Origin of the sequence: Rhizobium sp. Root1212, assembly GCF_001424985.1 — a bacterium.
Lineage (GTDB): Bacteria > Pseudomonadota > Alphaproteobacteria > Rhizobiales > Rhizobiaceae > Pararhizobium.
This window is the reverse complement of the sequence record NZ_LMDA01000001.1, coordinates 770,960-788,266: the sequence shown is the minus strand read 5'-3', so window position 1 is coordinate 788,266 and position 17,307 is coordinate 770,960. Positions and strand designations below refer to the sequence as shown.

The window sequence follows — 17,307 nt, the reverse complement described above, 5'->3', positions numbered from 1 at the left end:
GCGAGGGTGAGGGGCATTCTCTCCCCGCACGCTATTTCAATTCACGCCACCGGTGGACACCCTTGTTGCAGGAAACGACAAAATCGCTGATGAAGCCCGCCGTCGCCCTGGAAGGCATCTCAAAATCCTTCCCCGGCGTGCGTGCGCTCTCTGATGTCTCGCTTGCCCTCTATCCGGGCTCGGTGACGGCGCTGATCGGCGAAAACGGCGCTGGCAAGTCCACGCTGGTCAAGATCCTGACCGGCATCTACCAGCCCGATGGCGGCACTCTCCGCGTCGAAGGCGAGGAAACGACATTCGCCTCCGCACAGGCCGCAGCCCAGGCCGGCGTCACCGCCATCCATCAGGAAACCGTGCTGTTCGACGAGCTGTCGGTTGCTGAAAACATTTTCCTCGGCCATGCGCCGCGCAATCGCTTCGGCCTGATCGACTGGAAGCAGATGAACGGCGATGCGCGGGCACTCCTTGCCCGCGTCGGTGCCGATCTCGATCCGGCTATCCGCCTGCGCGATCTCGGCATTGCCAGCAAGCATCTGGTGGCGATTGCCCGTGCACTCTCTATCGACGCCCGCGTCGTCATCATGGACGAGCCGACAGCTGCCCTGTCTCACAAGGAAATCCACGAACTCTACGCCCTGATCGACCGGCTGAAGGCCGATGGCAAGGCGATCCTGTTCATCAGCCACAAGTTCGACGAAATATTCCGCATCGCCGACCGCTATACCGTCTTCCGCGATGGCCGCATGGTGGGCGAGGGGCTGATGGCCGAGGTCGATCAGGACCGGCTCGTCAAGATGATGGTCGGCCGCGATGTCGGCCAGGTCTTCCCCAAGACGGAGGTGGCGATCGGAGAGCCGGTGCTGACGGTTTCCGGCTATCGCCACCCGACCGAATTCGAGGACATCAATTTCGAGCTGCGCCGCGGCGAAATCCTCGGCTTTTACGGCCTGATCGGCGCCGGCCGCTCCGAATTCATGCAGTCGCTGATCGGCATCACCAAACCCTCGGCCGGGGCGGTGAAGCTCGATGGCGAGGTGCTGGTGATCCGCTCGCCGGCCGAGGCGATCGAGGCCGGCATCGTCTATGTGCCCGAAGAGCGCGGCCGGCAGGGCGCGATCATTGGCCTGCCGATCTTCCAGAACGTCACGCTTCCCTCATTGACCCGCACCTCACGCTCCGGCTTCCTGCGCATGGCCGAGGAGTTTGCGCTGGCACGGGAATACACCGCCCGCCTCGACCTGCGCGCCGCGTCGCTCGATCAGGATGTCGGCACGCTCTCCGGCGGCAACCAGCAGAAGGTGGTGATCGCCAAGTGGCTGGCGACCAAGCCGAAGGTGATCATCCTCGATGAGCCGACCAAGGGCATCGACATCGGCTCGAAGGCGGCGGTGCACGCCTTCATGAGCGAACTGGCAAGCCAGGGCCTCAGCGTCATCATGGTCTCCTCCGAAATCCCCGAGATCATGGGCATGGCCGACCGCGTCATCGTCATGCGCGAAGGCCGCATCGCCGGCCGTTTCGAGCGCGACGACCTGACGGCGGAAAAACTGGTACGCGCCGCCGCCGGCATCGTGGAGGCCTGATGATGAAGATCCTGATGAAAAACCGCGAGTTGCTGCTGGTCGTCGCCATCGCCGCCCTTTTGGTGCTGATTACCCTGCGCTTTCCTGCCTTCATCGAGCCGGCCAATCTTGCCCGCGTCTATAACGACACCTCGATCCTGATCATTCTGGCGCTCGGCCAGATGGCCGTGATCATGACCCGCTGTATCGACCTGTCGATGGCGGCGAACCTCGCGCTCTGCGGCATGGTCGTTGCCATGATCAATTCGGTCGCGCCCGGCGTGCCGGTCCCAGCGCTGGTGCTGCTGGCGCTTCTGCTCGGCGCTTTCCTCGGCTCGATCAACGGCCTGCTGATCTGGAAGCTGGAGATACCGCCGATCGTCGTGACCCTGGGCACGCTCACCATCTATCGCGGCACGATCTTCCTCTTGAGCGGCGGCGCCTGGATCAACGCCCACCAGATGAGCGACGCCTTCAAGGCCCTGCCGCGCGCGACGCTCGCGGGGCTGCCGGTCCTCTCGTGGCTCTCGGTGCTGATGATCGCACTTATATATATAGTGATGACGCGCACCCCGCTCGGCCGCGCCTTCCACGCCGTCGGCGGCAATCCGCATGCGGCCGTCTATACCGGCATCGATGTCGGCCGCACCCGCTTTGCCGCCTATTGCCTCTCGGGCGCCCTGGCCGGGCTTTCCGGTTATCTCTGGGTGTCGCGCTATGCGGTCGCCTATGTCGATATCGCCAATGGGTTTGAGCTGGATATCATCGCGGCCTGCGTCATCGGCGGCATTTCGATTGCCGGCGGCATCGGTTCGGTGCCGGGGGCGGTGCTGGGCGCCCTGTTTCTCGGCGTCATCAAGAATGCGCTGCCGGTCATCAACATCTCGCCCTTCGCGCAGATGGCGATCTCCGGCACGGTCATCATCATCGCCGTTGCCGTCAATGCCCGCGCCGAAAAGCGCAAGGGCCGCGTCATCCTGAAGAAAGCGGAGGCCCACTGATGGCGGACGTATCTCCCCGTATCATCCCCGATCGCCTTCAGGGCCGCAGCAGCCGCTTGCTGAAAAGCTGGGAAAGCCTGCTGCTCGTCGTCGCCGTCTTGATTTTCACGATCAATTCCTTCGCCTCGCCCTATTTCCTCGATCCGTGGAACCTGTCGGACGCGACCTTCAACTTCACCGAAAAGGCGATGATCGCCTTCGCCATGGCGCTGGTTATCATTGCCGGCGAGATCGACCTGTCGGTCGCCTCGATCATCGCTTTGTCCTCGACCGCCATGGGCCTCGCCATGCAGGCGGGCTTCGATACGCCGACGTTGGTTGCGGTCGGGCTCGCAACCGGGCTTGCCTGCGGCGCGATCAACGGCGCTCTCATCACCGGCCTCGGCCTGCCCTCAATCGTCGTGACCATCGGCACGATGAGCCTGTTCCGGGGCCTCTCCTTCATCATCCTCGGCGACCAGGCTTTTACCAATTATCCGGCGAGCTTCGCCTGGTTCGGTCAGGGCTATGTCTGGTGGGTCTTCTCCTTCGAGTTCGCCCTCTTCATCGCCTTCGCGGTCATCTATGGCGTGCTGCTGCACTGGACCAATTTCGGCCGCGCCGTTTATGCCATCGGCAACAACCCGACCGCATCGCTGTTCTCCGGCGTGCGCGTCGGGCGGGTGAAATTCATCCTGTTCCTGCTGACGGGCCTGATGGCCGGCATCGCCTCGATCTGCCTCACCTCGCGCCTCGGCTCGACACGCCCGTCGATCGCGCTCGGCTGGGAGCTTGAAGTGGTGACGATGGTCGTGCTCGGCGGCGTCAATATCCTCGGCGGCTCCGGCACCATTCCGGGCGTCGTTCTGGCGGCGCTGATCATGGGCATGGTCACCTTCGGCTTTGGCCTCCTGAACGTGCCGGGCATCGTCATGTCGATCTTTATCGGTGTGCTGCTGATCTCGGTCATTGCGCTGCCGATCCTGTGGAAGCGCGCCCGCCGCCGCATGGCCCACTGAGGAAACCCATGGAAAAATACGCCTTCCGCATGCGCCTCAATCCCGGCATGGCCGAGGAATACAAGGCGCGCCACGACGCGATCTGGCCGGAACTGTCGGCACTGTTGAAGGAGACCGGCGTCTCCGACTACTCGATCCATCTGGATGAGGAGACCAATCTTCTCTTCGGTGTGCTCTGGCGTCGTGGGGATCACACCATGGCTGAGCTGCCAAACCATCCTGTGATGCAGAAATGGTGGGCCTATATGGCCGATATCATGGAGACGAAAGCCGACAACGAGCCCGTCGCCGTGCCGCTCGCCACCGTCTTCCACATGAGCTGATGCCCATGAAAACCGTCGCCGTCATCGACATCGGCAAGACCAACGCCAAGGTGGCGCTGGTCGATCTCGACCGTTTCGAGGAAATCGCCGTCCGCAAGACCGCGAACACCGTTCTGACGGATGGTCTTTATCCGCATTTCGATATCGAGCGCCTTTGGGATTTCATCACCCGCAGCCTCGGCGAACTCAATGCCGAGCGGCCGATCGATGTCATCTCGGTCACCACCCACGGCGCGACGGCGGCTCTGCTCGATGCGGCCGGAGACTTGGCAATGCCGGTGCTGGATTACGAGCACACCGGCCCCGATGATTTCGCCGCAGACTACAACCGCATCCGCCCACCCTTCGCGGAAACGGGGGCCGCCCGCCTGCCCATGGGCCTCAATATCGGCGCCCAGATCTACTGGCAGCAGCAGACATTCCCCGAGGCTTTCTCAAACGTCGCCTCGATCCTCACCTATGCGCAATACTGGTCCTATCGCCTGACCGGCGTGCTCTCCTGCGAGTTGACCTCGCTCGGCTGCCACACCGATCTCTGGAACCCTTACGCCGCCGCTTTCTCCAGCCTCGTACATGGTGAGGGCTGGCGGAAGCTTTTCGCCCCCGTCCGCCGCGCCGGTGATGTCCTCGGTGGCCTGACGCCAGCCTCGGCGGCCGCTTGCGGCCTGCCGGCAGGATTGCCGGTCTGCTGCGGCATCCACGATTCCAACGCCTCGCTGCTGCCACATCTCCTGAGCCGCCCGGAACCCTTCTCCGTGGTCTCGACCGGAACCTGGGTCGTGCTTCTGGCACCAGGGGCACGCAAGGTCGAGTTGGATGAAACCCGCGATAAGCTGATCAACGTCAACGCTCTGGGAAATCCGGTTCCGTCCGCCCGCTTCATGGGCGGTCGCGCTTTCTCGATGCTGATGCCGGAAGGCAACGTGCCGCTTCCGCCGGAGGTGGAGCAGGCCGTGGTAGAGGCGCAGCACATGCTGCTGCCGTCGATGCCGGAAGGGTCAGGCCCCTATCCCCATCACAAAGCGCATTGGACGCGCAACCAAGCCGATCTTTCCGTCGAGGAACGCCTTGCCGTCGTCTCCTTCCATCTCGCCTTGATGACGGCCACCTGCCTCGATCTCATCGGTGCTGCTGGCGATATCGTCGTGGAGGGGCCTTTCGCCGCCAATGCCGCCTATCTGCGCATGCTGGGGGCCGCGACCGGTCGTCGGGTCGTCATCGGCAGCCAGAGCGCCACCGGCACGAGCCTCGGCGCTGCCTGCCTCGTCGAGGGCGCGCGGGCGATGGTCCATACGTCGGAATTCAAGGGTGATGTGCCGGAAAGCTACAGAGTCTATGCGGCGCTCTGGAAGGCGCTTGCGGAGAAAGCTGCCTGAGCCAGGTAAGCAAAGATAAAGCGCGCGGCTGAAGTATAGAGAGACAAAAGTCAGTCCGGCCGAAGCCTGCCCGTCGTGGGTTTAGAAAACCCGTGTGGCGATGCTCCTGCTGTCGTCTCCAATGGTGAGCAGCATGGATACGGCCGCCAATGTGAGGGTGGCGATCAGCGTGGCACTCAATCCCAGAACAATCATTGTCCATTCCCTTGCGCGTCATCCTCATGATGCCGCTTCAGACTAGCCGGTTATGCTTGCCCGTGGCTTACGCCGTCTAGAATAGGGGGTATCTACCGGTAAGTTTCTCCAAGCTCAATTGCTAAGTCTCGTATGCGAAATCTTGTAGTCCGGAGGCTTCGCATCCCCGGCGTGCGAGCGGGTTCGCGGGGATATGGATCGAATTTTAGCGATCGCCGATACCAAGTATCAACCGTTAACCTTCAAGCAAGGAATTAACCATAAACATGGTCGTACACGGCGGAGTGGGAGAATCTATTCTCCGACAGGGCATGAGGCCGCACCGCTGCACCGGTTCCGATCCGGTATGCTCACCGGATTTTCTCGAAGCACGATGCGGCTTTCCGTCGCCCGTCCAGGCATCGCTCCAGTCTTGGCGCAGATGCGGGCGCAACGCCCGTTCCTTCAGACAATCAGGTGTTATCCGCACTCCTGCGTCTCTGGATGCGTCGGGATGCGGCAAGGAAATTCTGATGGTCTTGCCCGGATTTGCGTCCGGTTCCGCCAAGGCCATGTTTCGGACCGGGGATCGTAGTGAGGCAGGAACAGGCTGTAGATCAGACGCGGAGAGCTCAGGCAGGCAGTCTGCTTGACCGGCTGCGTTTTGCTGGCCTTGATGAGGGCGAGACCGATGCGGTGCGCCGTCACCGTCCGCTGCTGTCCAAGGAAGCCGAGCTTGCGCTTCGCGATCTCTTCCAGCGCCTGCAGAGCTACCCGGATGCTGCGCGCCATTTCACCAGCGATCGCCAGATCGACCGGCTGCACGACCTGCAATCCGCCCATTGGAACGTCCTGACCGACGCCCGTTTCGACAGCCTCTATGCCGAGCGCGTCAAGGTTCTGTCGGATGCCAGCTCCAAGATGGGGCTCGATCCGCGCTGGCAGATCGCCGGCCATGCCATCGTGCTGGAGCGCATGCTCCTTGCGGCGATCGAGGAATTCTGGCCGAAATCCGTCCTGCCCATCGGCAAGGGCCGCAAGCAGGAACTGCTCGATCTCGTTGCAGCCCTCGTCCGCACCGTTTTCGTCGATACCGAGATTTCCGTCTCGCTACGCTTCAACGAGCAGCGCCACAACCACCAGCGCCAGCTTGCCGAACAGCGCCGCGCAGGCGAAGCCGAAGCGCTCGCCCTGTTCGCGCCAGTTGCCGGTTCGCTGGCCAATGGCGATCTCAGCCTGCGCATCCCGGCGGATGTGCCGGCCGCCTATCAGGCTGTCGCTGCCGATTTCAACCTCGGGCTGGAAAAGCTCGGCAAGGAGATGGGCGATGCCGCGACCTCCGTCTCCCGCATCGAAGCCACCGCCCAGACACTGGCCACTGAGACCGGCCGCCTGTCCGCCAGCGGTCGCGCCCAGTCGGATGCGCTCGGCGAAACGGCAAGCACCCTGAACGATATCGTCTCCCGCCTGCGAGACAGCGCGAGCCAGAGCCGGCAGGCGGAAAAGTCCGTCGCCGGCACCCGCCAGTCGGTGGAGCAGAGCGGCGAGATCGCCGGCCAGGCGATCTCCGCCATGGCCGATATCGAATCCTCGGCCGAAAAAATCGGCCAGATCATCGGCGTCATCGACGAGATCGCCTTCCAGACCAATCTTCTTGCGCTGAACGCAGGCATCGAAGCCGCGCGCGCCGGCGACAGCGGCCGCGGCTTTGCCGTCGTCGCGCAGGAAGTGCGCGCCCTTGCACAGCGCTCCGGCGATGCGGCGCGCGAGATCAAGCAGCTCGTCAACGATACTAAGTCGCAGGTCGAGGCCGGGGTCGAGCGTGTCGGCCGCACCCAGAATGCGATCAGCAGCATCGTCGAGCAGGTGAGGGGCATCAACGATGCCGTCTCCGGCATCGCCCGCGATGCCGCAAACCATGTCGAAAACCTCGAAACCACTACGGCAGCCCTCGGCCGCATCGGCCGCGATCTCGGGGAAGACGTCTCCGTCGCCGCGTCGGCGCAGGGCCGCTCGGACGATCTCCAGACCGTCATCCTCGAACTCGGCAAGACCGTCCGGCAGTTCCGCATCCAGCGTCAGGCGGAAGCCTATGAACATCGCGCAGCCCCGGCACGCGCGGCGCTGACGGCTGACGAAACGGAAGACGAGCCCCGTGACGGCGGCGAAGACGTGCTCGGCCTCCAGAGCCGGCTTGCCGGATGGGGGCGCGGATGACGATCCGCCGCAAGCATGGGCTTAAGCCTGCCTCGCTCCATTCCCAGCCGCGCGGTCCCGCCCGGCCCACACGCTTGAACCAGCAGTGCATTCTCCTCTCAGGAAGACAAGGAAAATAGAGATGGCAGCAAAGAAGGCCGCTCCCAAAAAATTAAGCCTGGCACCGGTTCTCGATCTCAACGAGGCGCAGGCGCTGCACGGCAAGCTCATGGGCCTGCGCGGCAGCGGTGTGGTCATCGACGCCTCGGCGGTCGAGCGCGTCGGAACGCTCTGCGTGCAGGTGCTGATGGCCGGCGCAAAGAGCTGGGAAGCAGACAGCCAAGCCTTCACCTTCTCCAAGGTGTCGGACGCATTCGCAAAGACAACACAGCTCATCGGGGTGAACATCGATCACCTGATGGCAAAGGAGATTTGAGCCATGAAGAAGAAAGTTCTGACAGTCGACGACAGCCGCACGATCAGGAACATGCTGCTCGTGACGCTGAACAATGCCGGTTTCGAGACCATCCAGGCCGAAGACGGCGTCGAGGGTCTGGAAGTGCTGGAAGAAGCCAATCCCGACGTCATCGTCACGGATATCAACATGCCCCGTCTGGATGGTTTCGGCTTCATCGAAGGCGTTCGCCGCAATGAAAAATACCGGGCCATTCCGATCCTTGTCCTGACCACGGAAAGCGATGCCGAAAAGAAGAACCGCGCCCGCCAGGCCGGCGCGACCGGCTGGATCGTCAAGCCGTTCGACCCGACCAAGCTGATCGATGCCATCGAGCGCGTAACCGCCTAACCTCACCAGGATTTCCAGCCATGGATATGAACGAAATCAAAGAGATCTTCTTCCAGGAGTGCGAAGAGCAGCTCGCCGAACTGGAATCGGGTCTTCTGCGGCTGAATGACGGCGACCGTGATCCGGAAACGGTCAACGCGGTGTTCCGCGCGGTCCACTCGATCAAGGGTGGCGCCGGCGCTTTCGGCCTCGACGACCTCGTCTCTTTCGCCCACGTGTTCGAGACCACCCTCGACTGCGTTCGTTCGAACCGGCTGGAACCGACCCAGGACGTCCTGAAGGTGATGCTGAAGTCGGCCGACGTACTGGCCGACCTGACGAATGTCGCCCGCGACGGCGGCAGCGTCGATCAGGCTCGCAGCAAGCAGTTGATCCGCGAGCTGGAAGCTTTGGCAAACGGCGAGGCGCCGCCCGCCGCCGAAGCCCCGGCCGCCAAAGCTCCCGCTGCGAAGGCGCCGGCACCGAAAGCAGCCGCGCCCGCCCCGGCTCCGGTGCCGAATGAGGAGGGCTTCGTCCCGGTCACCTTTTCCTTCGACGACTTCGGCGGCGAAGAGGAAGAGGTGATCATGGTCGCCCCGACCTACGAGATCAGCTTCAAGCCGAAATCCGACCTTTATTCCAAGGGCAACGAAGCGGCCCTTCTGCTGCGCGACCTCTCCCGCCTCGGCGAGATGAGCATCCACTGCAACATGGATGCCCTGCCGTCGTTGGAGCAGATGGACCCGGAAGCGGCCTATTTCAGCTGGAAGATCTCGATCACGTCGGACAAGGGCGAAGACGCGATCCGCGCGGTGTTCGAATTTGCCGAGTGGGACTGCGAGCTTGAAATCACCACGGCCGAGGATACCTCGGCCGAGGCTGGCGAAGAGCTGCCGATGCAGCCGGTGCCGTTCGATCTTTCCATTCTCGACGAGGAGCCGGCCGGCCCGATCGGCATTGCCGAGGAAGAGGAGCAGATCGCCGCTGCCGCCGTTTCGGCAGCCGAAGTCGCCAGCAATGTCGTACAGATCGCCAGCGCCGCTTCGCGCGCGCCGGCCGAGACCAAGGCTGCCGCCGCTCCGGCCGCTGCTGCCGCCCAGAACACGGCCCAGGCCGCCTCCGCCGCCGGCCAGACCATTCGCGTCGATCTCGACCGCGTCGACCGCCTGATCAACCTCGTCGGCGAGCTTGTCATCAACCAGGCCATGCTCTCCCAGAGCGTCATTGAAAACGACGCCAATGGCACGTCCTCGATCAATATGGGTCTCGAAGAGCTGCAGCAGCTCACCCGCGAGATCCAGGATTCGGTCATGGCAATCCGCGCGCAGCCGGTCAAGCCGGTGTTCCAGCGCATGGCCCGTACAGTCCGCGAAATCGCCGATATCACCGGCAAGTCGGTGCGCCTGATCACCGAAGGCGAAAACACCGAAGTCGATAAGACGGTCATCGACAAGCTGGCCGAGCCGCTGACCCACATGATCCGCAATGCCGTCGACCACGGTCTGGAAATGCCCGAAAAGCGCATCGCGCAGGGCAAGAACCCGGAAGGCACGGTTCGCCTCACCGCGAAGCATCGCTCGGGCCGCATCGTCATCGAGCTTGCCGACGACGGCGCCGGCATCAACCGCGAGAAGGTCCGCCAGAAGGCGATCGACAACGACCTGATCGCGGCAGACGCCAACCTGTCGGACGAGGAAATCGACAACCTGATCTTCCACGCCGGCTTCTCAACCGCCGACAAGGTGTCGGACCTGTCCGGCCGTGGCGTCGGCATGGACGTCGTCAAGCGCTCGATCCAGGCGCTGGGCGGCCGCATCAACATCTCGTCGAAGCCGGGCCAGGGCTCGGTCTTCACCATGAGCCTGCCGCTGACGCTCGCTGTCCTCGACGGCATGGTGGTCACGGTTGCCGGCCAGACGCTGGTCGTGCCGTTGACGGCCATCGTCGAGACGCTGCAGCCGGAAGCCTCCGCCATTCACTCCTTCGGCGCCAGTCAGCGGCTCATCTCGATCCGCAACTCCTTCTGCCCGCTGGTCGATGTCGGCCGCATCCTCAACTTCCGCGCCACGCAGGCAAACCCGGTCGAAGGTGTCGCCCTTCTGGTGGAATCGGAAGGCGGCGGCCAGCGCGCCCTCATGGTCGATGCGATCCAGGGGCAGCGTCAGGTCGTCATCAAGAGCCTGGAAGCCAACTATACCCACGTGCCCGGCATCGCCGCCGCGACCATTCTCGGCGACGGCCGCGTGGCCCTCATCCTGGACGTCGATGCCGTGGTCTCGGCATCGCGCGGCCAGCCCCTGAAACCCGAAATCTCCTTGGCTGCCGCAGGGTAAGAACACATGACGTCTCTCGCAAAAAATCTGACCAATGGCGGCCGCGAGCTGATCGCGTTTCGGATCGGCGATCAGGAATTCTGCGTCAATATCATGTCGGTGCGCGAAATCCGCGGCTGGAGCCCAGCCACGCCGATGCCGCACACGCCCCCTTACGTCCTTGGGGTCCTCAATCTGCGCGGCGCGGTGCTGCCGATCGTCGATCTCGCCGCGCGCCTCGGCATGAAGCCGGCCGAGCCGACCGTGCGCCACGTCATCATCGTCGCACAGATCGCCGACAGGATCGTCGGCCTTCTGGTCGAGGCGGTGTCGGACATCCTGACTGTCACCGACGACATCATCCAGCCGACGCCGGATGTGTCCTCGGATTTCGAACGTACCTTTGCCCGCGGGGTGCTGGCGATCGACAAGCGGATGATCTGCCTCATCGAACTCGAGGCGATCTTCCCCCACATGGAAAGTGAAGCTGCATGAGCATGCCCGCCTTTGATAGCAGACAGTCCCCGGACGAGTGCCTGGCCAGCGGCGAATACCCGCTGACCCGCCGCGACCTCGCCGAGATCGCTGCGATGATCTATGCCGATGCCGGCATCTACCTCAATGAATCGAAGGCGTCGCTCGTCTATTCGCGGCTGTCGAAGCATATCCGCAATCTGGGTCTCAAGGGCTTCCGGGAGTATTGCCAGCTCGTGGCATCGCCGGCCGGTGCCGCCGAGCGCCGCGACATGCTCTCGCACCTGACGACCAACTTCACACGCTTCTTCCGCGAGAACCATCACTTCGACCACATGAAGTCGGACGTGCTGCCGCAGCTTTTGGCGCAGGCCCGCAACGGCGGCCGGGTGCGCATCTGGTCGGCGGCCTGTTCGGACGGGCAGGAGCCCTATTCGATCGCGCTCACCGTGCTCTCGATGATGCCGAATGCGGCCGATTACGACATCAAGATCCTGGCGACCGATATCGATCCGAAGATCCTCGCCATCGCCCGCGCCGGCGCCTATGACGCGACCGCTCTGGAATCGGTCAATCCGGCCATGCGCAAGCAGTGGTTTTCCGAAACGAATGCCGCCGGCCGCCAGAAGTGGCAGGTCGATGACCGTGTTAAGCGTCTGATAACCTTCAATGAACTGAATCTCATGGCCCAATGGCCGTTCAAGGGGCTTTTCGACGTCATCTTCTGCAGAAACGTGGTTATTTACTTCGACGAGCCCACGCAGATGAAGATTTGGTCACGTTTTGCCGGCATGCTGCAGCCGAAAGGGCACCTCTACATCGGCCACTCGGAACGCGTTTCCGGTGATGCCAAGGGTGTCTTCGACAACATCGGTATCACGACCTATCGCTATACGGGTCGCGGAAACGGAGGGCGCTGATGACAGCACAGGCACGAGTTCTCGTCGTCGACGATTCCGCTACGATGCGCGGATTGATCACGGCTATCCTGAATGCCGATCCGGCCGTCACCGTCGTCGGCCAGGCGGCCGATGCGATGCAGGCACGGCAGGCGATCAAGGAGCTTGATCCCGACGTCGTGACGCTCGATATCGAGATGCCGAACATGAACGGCCTCGAATTCCTCGAAAAAATCATGCGTCTGCGGCCCATGCCGGTGATCATGGTCTCGACGCTGACGCACAGGGGCGCGGAAGCCTCGATCGCGGCGCTGGAGATCGGTGCGTTCGATTGTGTCGGAAAGCCGCTGCCCGGCGATCCGCACCCGTTCGCCGATCTTGCCGAAAAGGTGAAGGCGGCGGCGCGCTCGCAGCGCAAGTTCATCATCTCCGGCAACAAGGCGGCAGCACCTGCGGCCGCCAACAACAATGCCACGGACTATCGTGCCAGCCGCAAGATCGTCGCTATCGGCGCTTCGACCGGCGGCGTCGAGGCGCTGATCGCGGTGTTGCAGAAGTTTCCGGCCAATTGCCCGCCGACGGTGATTACGCAGCACATGCCGCCCACCTTCACCAAAAGCTTCGCCGAGCGGCTGAACCGCCTCTGCGCGCCGACGGTGGCGGAAGCGACGGACGGAGCGCGGCTGGAAGTCGGCAAGGTCTATCTGGCGCCGGGCGGCGAACGTCACCTGACGGTCGTGAACCCGTCCGCGCCCTGCTGCCGGCTCGTCGAGCGCGAGCCGGTGAACGGCCACCGTCCCTCCGTGGACGTGCTGTTCGATTCAGTCGCCGAACTCGCCGGCCGCAATGCGGTCGGTGTGATCCTGACCGGTATGGGCCGTGACGGCGCATCCGGTCTCCTGAAGATGCGCCATGCAGGTGCGCGCACCTTCGGTCAGAATGAAAAAACCTGCGTCGTGTATGGGATGCCGAGAGTGGCCCACGAGCTGGGCGCTGTCGAAACCCAATTGCCCCTCAACTCGATCGGGGAAGAAGTCTTGAAAAGCACCAGCGCCCGAAGAGAAGGAAGTGAATAAATGTCTATCGCCGAGAAAATCAAAGTTTTGATCGTGGACGATCAGGTCACCAGCCGCCTGCTCCTGGGTGATGCCCTGCAGCAGCTGGGCTTCAAGCAGATCACGGCGGCCGGCGACGGCGAGCAGGGTCTGAAGATCATGACCACGCAGCCGCACCATCTGGTGATCTCCGACTTCAACATGCCGAAGATGGATGGTCTCGGCTTCCTGCAGGCTGTCCGGGCCAACCCGGCGACCAAGAAGGCGGCCTTCATCATTCTCACGGCCCAGGGCGACCGCGCGCTGGTGACGAAGGCTGCGGCCCTTGGCGCCAACAACGTTCTGGCCAAGCCGTTCACCATCGAAAAGATGAAAGCGGCTATCGAAGCCGTGTTCGGGGCGTTGAAATGATATCGGATACCGCGACCAGACGCGTGCATGTCATCCAGGGCGAATTCAAGGTGGTCAATGATCCAGATGTAGTATTGTCGACCATCCTTGGCTCCTGTGTTGCAGCGTGCATGCGTGATCCGGTCGCGGGTGTCGGCGGCATGAACCACTTTCTGCTTCCGGGTTCCGCAGATGCGATTTCCTCCGGCGGGGATGCGACCCGCTACGGGGTGCACCTGATGGAGCTTCTGATCAACGGCCTGCTGAAAAAGGGCGCGCGTCGCGATCGTCTGGAGGCCAAGATCTTCGGCGGGGCCAAGACGATTGCGCGCTTCTCCAATGTCGGCGAGCAGAATGCCATGTTCGCGCGCCAGTTCCTGATGGATGAAGGCATCAGGATCGTCGGCGAGAGCACCGGCGGCGATCACGGGCGCAAGCTCGAATACTGGCCGCTCAGCGGCCGTGCCCGTCAATATGCCCTGACCGGCGTCGAAACGCAGAAGACCGTGGCGCTGGAGCAGCGTCCCGTCGTCGCGCCGAAGCCGGCGGACAATTCCATCGAATTCTTCTGAGCCTTCGGCTCGAAGATCGCGACGCATGCCGGAAGAATGCGGGGGCCACGCTCCTGCCAGTGTGGGGAAGAGAATGCAGACGAATGTGAATATGAAGGTTCCCCTGGCAGACGAGGCACTGGCCGATGTCATGATGCGGATCGTTTCCGAACTGCACGATGTCGCCTATCTCATCGAGCGCATCGAGCCGATGCTCGGCGAGATCGAGGAAGAGGCAGCCGCAACCTCTCCCGACCGCGTCAAGCTGCTGCAAGGCATCGACCTTGCCGTGCAGAAGACCCGCGGCCTTGCCGAGTTCATCGATACCGTCACCGGCACTATTCCGCAGGAATGGCTGGTGGATATCACCACCGCCGTCAATCTCGTGAAGCTTGCCGACATGCAGCGCTCGCTCGGCAAAAACGCCCCGCGCCACGGCCACTCCCAGCCGCTCACCCAGGCTGCCGGCGATTTCGAGTTCTTCTGAGAGTGTTTTTCCTTCTCCTCGCGGGGGAGAACGGGGAATTTGCCACAACCTGACGTTTTCCCGCCAAACCTCATGAAACAGCCAAAAAGACAAGTTCGCGCAAGTTTCGTCACCTAGTGTGCCAAACGGGACTGGTGGATCGTGCGCTGCCTGATCGGCATTGCCGCACATCCAGACCCGAATGTTTTGAACTCGCATGACACCGGAGCGATGTTGCTCGAACGGACCATGCGTTACAGGGTGCGGACACAGAATGAATCTGTTGGATCAACTTTCGTCGGTTACGAAGAACCTGGCATCCCTTGGAAAGGGAAAGCTGGTTGCGCTCGCCTCGGCCGGGATCGTCGCGATCGGGATCGTCCTTGCGGCCGGGATCTACGTCAACAAACCGGCCTATGAAACCCTCTATGTCGGGCTCGAAAGCAGTGACCTCAATCAGGTCAGCGTCGCGCTTGCCGAAGCCAACATCGAATTCGACGTCGGTCCTGATGGTTCGAGCGTGCAGGTGCCGGTCGGCATGACCGGCAAGGCCCGCCTCTATCTCGCCGAGCGTGGCCTGCCCAACAGCGCCAATGCCGGTTACGAACTCTTCGACAAGGTCGGCTCGCTCGGCCTCACCTCGTTCATGCAGGAAGTTACCCGCGTCCGCGCGCTCGAAGGCGAAATCGCCCGCACTATCCAGCAGATTTCCGGCATCTCCGCCGCCCGCGTCCACATCGTCATGGCCGACCGCGGCAGCTTCCGTAAGGCGGAGCAGAAACCGACGGCCTCCGTCATGATCCGTGCCAGCGCCACGATCGGCCGCAACGCTGCGGCCTCGATCCGTCATCTGGTCGCCTCTTCCGTGCCCGGCCTCGATATCGACGGCGTGACCATTCTCGATTCCTCCGGCCAGTTGCTCGCCTCCGGCGACGACCCGGCCAACAGCGCCATGAACCAGTCGCTCTCCATCGTCCAGTCGGTGCAGGGCGAGGTCGAAAGCAACATCGACAAGGCGCTCGCGCCCTTCCTTGGCATGGACAATTTCCGCGCCAGCGTCACGGCGACGCTGAACACCGACAGCCAGCAGATTCAGGAAACCGTCTACGATCCTGAATCGCGTGTCGAGCGCTCCACCCGCGTCACCAAGGAAGATGCGAAGTCGACCCAGAACCAGCCCGACAATGCCGCGACCGTCCAGCAGAACGTTCCGCAGCAGGCGCCGCAGGGCGGCACCGGCCAGCAGTCGAGCGACCAGAACCAGAAGAAGGAAGAGCAGACCAACTACGAGATCAACTCGAAGACGGTCGCCACCACCAAGAACAGCTACCGCGTCGAAAAGCTCTCGGTCGCCGTCGTCGTCAACCGCGGCCGCATCGCCGCCATGGTTGGCGAGCCCGCCGATCAGGCGAAGATGGACGCCTATATCCAGGAGATGCAGAAGATCGTCGCGTCCGCCGTCGGCCTCGATGCTGCCCGCGGCGACGTGATCACGCTGACGGCCATGGACTTCGTCGATACGCAGCTGCTCGACACGGCCGTCGCCGGTCCGGGTATCATGGAAACGCTCACCCGCAATCTCGGCGGCATCATCAATGCGCTTGCCTTCGTCGCGGTCGCCGGCCTCGTGGTCTGGATGGGCATGCGTCCCCTGGCTCGCTCGCTCGGCATCGGCGGCAACGGCGGCGCGGTCGGCGAGAACGAGGCCGTGGGCCTCGAACTGCCCGACTTCTCTCCGGCGACCGGCGCTCCGGCAGGCGGCGCCCTCATGGAAGGCTTCGGTTCGGATTTCGGCTTCGACAGCACCGACGATCTGCTCAGCCTCGGCGAGGGCGACGACTTCAACCGCCGCGTCAAGGAAGGCCCCGAACGGCGCCTGGCGCGCATGGTGGAGATCAGCGAAGAACGCGCTGCCAAGATCCTGCGCAAGTGGGCCGCCGAAAAGGCCGCCTGAGCCGGGAAAGACAAGACGGAACGGAAATCCCGCCCTTCGTGGCGGGATTTCTTTTTTCGGGCGCTCTCCTCCCGGTAGCAGCGAGCACGCCAGAGATGTCCCCGGCGATGAGTAGTATCGATCCGCGAAATCTGTATAGCGGTGTGCCGACGATAATTGAGGCAAGAATCGGGCAGGCCGTTGGGAGTCTCTTCGCGTCATCAGGGAATCGATAGTGTAAACAACTCGTTAATTTCCGCCCGACGAAAGGCGGGATCGACTCCGCCGGAAAGGCGATGTTCCGATGCGGATTGTACGCATCCGACGTATAGCTCCAGAACAGACTTTAGGTCCGGCGCGATTTATTTAAGAATAATTTGAAAGTATTCCATTTTTGTCTGCGAAGTTCCTGCTGCCTCTTCTGATGCAATTCGGCAACATCGACCGCAACAAAGAAAGAAAGCAGAAAATAATTACGCCGTCATTTGGCCGCGTGGCTGCGTTTTTGAGAGCCGTTTAATCCCCGTTAATGGCCCCATTTATGCTTTTGGCGATGTCTCATAACGGGAAAATCAGCAAATTCTGAAAAATAACCATGTGATTTCAAGGAATTGATTTTATCGTTGGATGTCGCAATTTTTGAGTTGCGTGCTCCGGTTCTTGCAATCTCGAATCGATTCACGGAAGTTTTCAAAAGTAAATCCCGAGAAGCTGGCGGTAGTTTTTTCGATTCGTCCATGTAAATTTTAGGTAGTGATTCGCGGACTGGTTTGCATCGTTTCAGACAAGGCGGATACGTCTGAAGCCATCGTC

The 17,307-nt window shown here is 62.4% G+C and carries 16 protein-coding genes; all 16 read left to right on the top strand.

Annotated features, from left to right (window positions below; genetic code table 11):
* Positions 1-89 precede the first annotated feature (89 nt).
* The 16 genes from ASC86_RS03775 (at position 90) to fliF (ending at position 16,515) form a co-directional block, all read left to right on the top strand.
* Positions 90-1,583: a sugar ABC transporter ATP-binding protein gene (locus ASC86_RS03775; protein ID WP_056316230.1), complete on the top strand. Its 1,494-nt coding sequence runs from the start codon at positions 90-92 to the stop codon at positions 1,581-1,583.
* A complete protein-coding gene (locus ASC86_RS03770) occupies positions 1,583-2,563 on the top strand; it encodes an ABC transporter permease (RefSeq protein ID WP_056316227.1) in 981 nt (326 codons plus the stop codon). Before ASC86_RS03775 ends, ASC86_RS03770 begins: the two co-directional genes overlap by 1 nt.
* Positions 2,563-3,561 carry an ABC transporter permease gene (locus ASC86_RS03765; RefSeq protein ID WP_056316224.1) on the top strand — a complete coding sequence of 333 codons (999 nt, stop codon included), beginning with the start codon at positions 2,563-2,565 and terminating at the stop codon, positions 3,559-3,561. Before ASC86_RS03770 ends, ASC86_RS03765 begins: the two co-directional genes overlap by 1 nt.
* Before the next feature lie 8 nt (positions 3,562-3,569).
* Positions 3,570-3,884 (top strand): L-rhamnose mutarotase, encoded by a 315-nt coding sequence (rhaM, locus tag ASC86_RS03760; protein WP_056316220.1) that lies wholly within the window; start codon positions 3,570-3,572, stop codon positions 3,882-3,884.
* Positions 3,884-5,260 carry an FGGY-family carbohydrate kinase gene (locus tag ASC86_RS03755; RefSeq protein ID WP_082509853.1) on the top strand — a complete coding sequence of 459 codons (1,377 nt, stop codon included), beginning with the start codon at positions 3,884-3,886 and terminating at the stop codon, positions 5,258-5,260. Before rhaM ends, ASC86_RS03755 begins: the two co-directional genes overlap by 1 nt.
* A 768-nt stretch (positions 5,261-6,028) precedes the next feature.
* Complete coding sequence (locus tag ASC86_RS03750) at positions 6,029-7,651, top strand: globin-coupled sensor protein (RefSeq protein WP_244477513.1); 1,623 nt, start codon at positions 6,029-6,031, stop codon at positions 7,649-7,651.
* Positions 7,652-7,772: 121 nt separating this feature from the next.
* On the top strand, positions 7,773-8,066 hold the full coding sequence (locus ASC86_RS03745) for an STAS domain-containing protein (RefSeq protein WP_056316213.1): 294 nt from the start codon (positions 7,773-7,775) through the stop codon (positions 8,064-8,066).
* A 3-nt stretch (positions 8,067-8,069) separates the two neighbouring features.
* Positions 8,070-8,435: a chemotaxis response regulator CheY1 gene (cheY1, locus tag ASC86_RS03740; RefSeq protein WP_056316210.1), complete on the top strand. Its 366-nt coding sequence runs from the start codon at positions 8,070-8,072 to the stop codon at positions 8,433-8,435.
* Positions 8,436-8,455: 20 nt separating this feature from the next.
* Complete coding sequence (locus ASC86_RS03735) at positions 8,456-10,747, top strand: chemotaxis protein CheA (protein ID WP_056316208.1); 2,292 nt, start codon at positions 8,456-8,458, stop codon at positions 10,745-10,747.
* Between the two features lie 6 nt (positions 10,748-10,753).
* Positions 10,754-11,221: a chemotaxis protein CheW gene (locus ASC86_RS03730; protein ID WP_056316204.1), complete on the top strand. Its 468-nt coding sequence runs from the start codon at positions 10,754-10,756 to the stop codon at positions 11,219-11,221.
* Entirely contained in the window at positions 11,218-12,120 is a 903-nt protein-coding gene (gene cheR, locus ASC86_RS03725; protein WP_056316201.1) for a protein-glutamate O-methyltransferase CheR, read from the top strand. The genes ASC86_RS03730 and cheR overlap by 4 nt, the downstream gene beginning before the upstream one ends.
* Entirely contained in the window at positions 12,120-13,175 is a 1,056-nt protein-coding gene (gene cheB / locus ASC86_RS03720; RefSeq protein ID WP_056316198.1) for a protein-glutamate O-methylesterase CheB, read from the top strand. Before cheR ends, cheB begins: the two co-directional genes overlap by 1 nt.
* A complete protein-coding gene (locus ASC86_RS03715; RefSeq protein WP_056316194.1) occupies positions 13,176-13,565 on the top strand; it encodes a response regulator in 390 nt (129 codons plus the stop codon).
* Positions 13,562-14,116 carry a chemoreceptor glutamine deamidase CheD gene (gene cheD / locus ASC86_RS03710; protein ID WP_056316191.1) on the top strand — a complete coding sequence of 185 codons (555 nt, stop codon included), beginning with the start codon at positions 13,562-13,564 and terminating at the stop codon, positions 14,114-14,116. The genes ASC86_RS03715 and cheD overlap by 4 nt, the downstream gene beginning before the upstream one ends.
* 73 nt (positions 14,117-14,189) lie before the next feature.
* Positions 14,190-14,582 (top strand): hypothetical protein, encoded by a 393-nt coding sequence (locus ASC86_RS03705; protein WP_056316189.1) that lies wholly within the window; start codon positions 14,190-14,192, stop codon positions 14,580-14,582.
* Positions 14,583-14,835: 253 nt separating this feature from the next.
* Entirely contained in the window at positions 14,836-16,515 is a 1,680-nt protein-coding gene (gene fliF, locus ASC86_RS03700; protein WP_056316184.1) for a flagellar basal-body MS-ring/collar protein FliF, read from the top strand.
* Positions 16,516-17,307 lie beyond the last annotated feature (792 nt).